This is a genomic window from Flavobacterium sp., assembly GCF_029242675.1.
In the GTDB taxonomy this organism is placed as follows: Bacteria; Bacteroidota; Bacteroidia; order Flavobacteriales; family Flavobacteriaceae; genus Flavobacterium.
Map to the genome: position 1 here is coordinate 1 of NZ_JAQWTM010000008.1, position 3,341 is coordinate 3,341.

The following is a 3,341-nucleotide window of genomic DNA, read 5'->3' on the forward strand; positions in this document are numbered from 1 at the left end:
ATCTAACTGCTCGCTTACGTCGATTAGTTTATCATTTGCCTCTTCAATATCTTTAGCAACAATCAAATCTATAATTTCTTGAACATTCTGTTTTAAAAGGTCGTATTTACTTTCTTCCATAATAGATTCGCTTTAATTTTCCTCAGAAGCTTTAGTTTCATTAAACTTCTTTGTGATTTGTTTTAATTTTTCGGCCCTAGTAACTTTAGCTAATTTAGCTTTATCTTGGGCTTTATGTAATTTATCATTGTGTTTTTTAATATTTCTATCATTATTTCTACTCATACTGTCTTGTATTAATTTTGATTAAATAGCACCTCATAAGGATAGAGCCAATTATTAGATTAATTTATTTTCTACAAAGTTCGGTATTTTTAATTAACAATTGTAACAAAGTACGTAATGTATCTACAAATACACAAAACGAACCATTTTTACATTTATGTAAACTTTTCGCTTAAGATGCATTACAAAACTTTTACATTTAACTGATTATTTAAGATTTAACCGTAATTTATTTCAATTATTGATTATTGTTTGAAAACATTTGCCTATTTTTAAATATGAGAAATTAATAGCTTAATCTTTAAATTCCGGATAATGAAATTAAAAACAAATTGGCCAAAATTCATAAATTGGTACATTATTAATCCTAAATTCTCAGGATTGATTGTTTTTGTTTTTCTAGGAATTATTTTCTCTCTTTTGGCCTCAAAGCAATACGTATCTAACATCGAATTTAAGCGATTAGAAAAAATAAATACGCTTGAGACAATCCACCAAAATATAGAACAATCTCTAAAAAACTCTTACATCACTGCGCTGACTCTAGCGCTAACGATTAATGACGAAGGGACTCCAGAGAATTTTGAAGGAATAGGGCAAAAATTACTCAAATCTAATTCAGCAATTAGCGCTGTTCAGCTAGTTCCTCAAGGCATAATAAAATATACCTATCCCCTTAAAGGTAATGAGGCCGCAATGAATTTAAACATCTTTAAAGCAAATCACACTAAAATTGATGCTTTAAAATTTATGAAATATGACAGAATTTATTTTTCTGGTCCGTTGAATTTGAAGCAAGGCAGAAAGGCAATAATCGGAAGGTTGCCGGTTTACATCAAACAAAAATTCTGGGGATTTTCAGCGGTAATTATAAAATTTGATAAATTTCTTGACGCTGCCAGTGTCAATTCAATTAACAAAAATAAATACGAATTTCAGTTAGCTAAAAAAAATAATACGACTGGTAAAACAGATTTTTTTTTAAAACAAACAACGCAACTAACCAATGGGAATTTCGTTAAGAAAAGCATTCCAGACGGCAACTGGGACATATATATTATTGATAAAAAGGCTAATCATTTATTGATTAGTTATATCACTAATACGATTTTAGGTTTACTATTGGCTTTAGTTTTTGGTGTCTTAACAGTTTTACTATTAAAGAAATCTACGCAATTACAAGTTCTTGTAAACAAGCAAGCATTGAGTTTAAAAGATAACGAAATAAAATTTAAAACTATATTTGATCAAGCCTCTGTGGGTATTGCTAATGTTGAACTTAAGAGCGGGAAACTTATTGAGGTTAACAACTATTTTTGCAAAATGCTTGGCTACACTGAAAAAGAAATGAAGCTAAAAACATTTCAATCAATTACACATCCCGATGATTTAATTGAAGATGTGAGAAATGCAAACAACCTTAACGAAGGAAAAATTGCTGAGTATTCAATGGAGAAAAGATATTTTTCCAAACAAGGAAAAATAGTTTGGGGAAATTTAAGTGTAACGCCACTGCTAAATCAAAACAAAAAACAAATTAGTGTAATAGGAATAGTTGAAAACATTACCATTAAAAAAGAAAATGAAGAACTGATTGCTAAAAATGAAAATCATTTTAAAAGCTTATTCTATGATTCACCAATACCTTTGAGAGAAGAAGATTTTTCGGAGGTGAAAAAAGCTTTAATCAAACTAAAATTGATTAATAGAGATCCTGAGGAAGTCAAGCAGTTTTTACATTCGAACCCTACAATTGCAAACGAATTACATCTATTAATCAAATCAATTAATGTTAATAAAGCGTGTCTAGAATTGTTTAAAGTTGAAAATGAGGAGGAGCTAGGAAACGTTAAAAACAATTTATTCAATTCTAAATCATTTGATGATTTTGTTGACCAGATTGTTGCGATATGTCAAGAGAAAACTTCCTTAATACTAGATACGGTGATCCAAGATTCAAATAAACAAAATCGTAATATAAATTTGCGTTGGAATGTTATAAGAGGCTACGAAAAAACATTAGAAAGAGTCATTGTATATAATGAAGATATAACAGAACGAAAAGGCGCTGATAAGATCATTTGCGATTCACAAGAGAAAATTCAATCTTTAATTGATACTGTTGACGGTATAGTTTGGGAATGTAATCCTGAGACTTTCGAATTTACATTTGTAAGTAAAAAAGTGGAAGAAATCTTAGGCTATTCTGCTGAGGAATGGCTATCTTCTGCTACATTTTGGAGTGACCACATCTATGTTGAAGACAAAGAATCTATTATTGATTTTTGTCAATTTAAAACCGAACAGAAAGAAGATCATGACTTTGAGTATCGCATGGTGGCAAAAGACAACACAATAGTTTGGTTACGTGATATTGTAACCGTCGTTTGTGAAAATAATAAAATCGTTAACTTGAGAGGGATAATGATTGATATTACAAAGACTAAAGAGGTTGAAAAGCATTTAAAAGATTCATTTGACCTAGTGAGTGAACAAAACAAACGTTTGTTAAATTTTTCATACATTGTATCGCACAACCTGCGCTCGCACACTAGCAACATTACTTCTTTAACAGATTTAATTCAATGTTCTGAAACAGCAGAAGAGAAGGATGAACTAATTGATCTTTTAAAATTAGTTAGTAATGCGTTGAATGACACACTATACAATTTGAATGAAGTCGTAAACATACAAACCAATTTGAATCTTGTAGTAGAAAAACTTAAATTAAAACCTTACATAGACAATACTTTAACTATTTTGCGTAACGAGATTAGAGCTAACAAAATAACCGTTAATTCGAATATTACTGAAAAAACCGAGATTCACTATAATCCAGCGTATCTAGAAAGTATTTTATATAATATGATTTCTAATGCTGTACGTTATTGTGATAAAAACCGTGAATGCGAGGTAGATATAATCTACTCATGTGAAGACGGAAGAAGCTATCTAAGCATTAGCGACAACGGAATTGGTATTGATTTAAAACGAAATGGTGATAAAATCTTTGGTATGTATAAAACATTTACTGATAATGTTGATTCTAAAGGTAT

2 protein-coding genes are annotated in these 3,341 nt (G+C 29.8%); one reads left to right on the forward strand and one right to left on the reverse strand.

Translation table 11 applies throughout. The features are described 5' to 3' along the window. Positions 1–132 precede the first annotated feature (132 nt). Positions 133–285, reverse strand: coding sequence for a hypothetical protein (locus P8M54_RS00395; RefSeq protein ID WP_300283744.1), 153 nt, complete (start codon positions 283–285; stop codon positions 133–135). A gap of 315 nt (positions 286–600) precedes the next feature. Here P8M54_RS00395 and P8M54_RS00400 point away from each other — a divergent pair. After that, a partial coding sequence (locus tag P8M54_RS00400; RefSeq protein ID WP_300283746.1) for a PAS domain S-box protein occupies positions 601–3,341 on the forward strand: 2,741 nt, incomplete at its 3' end.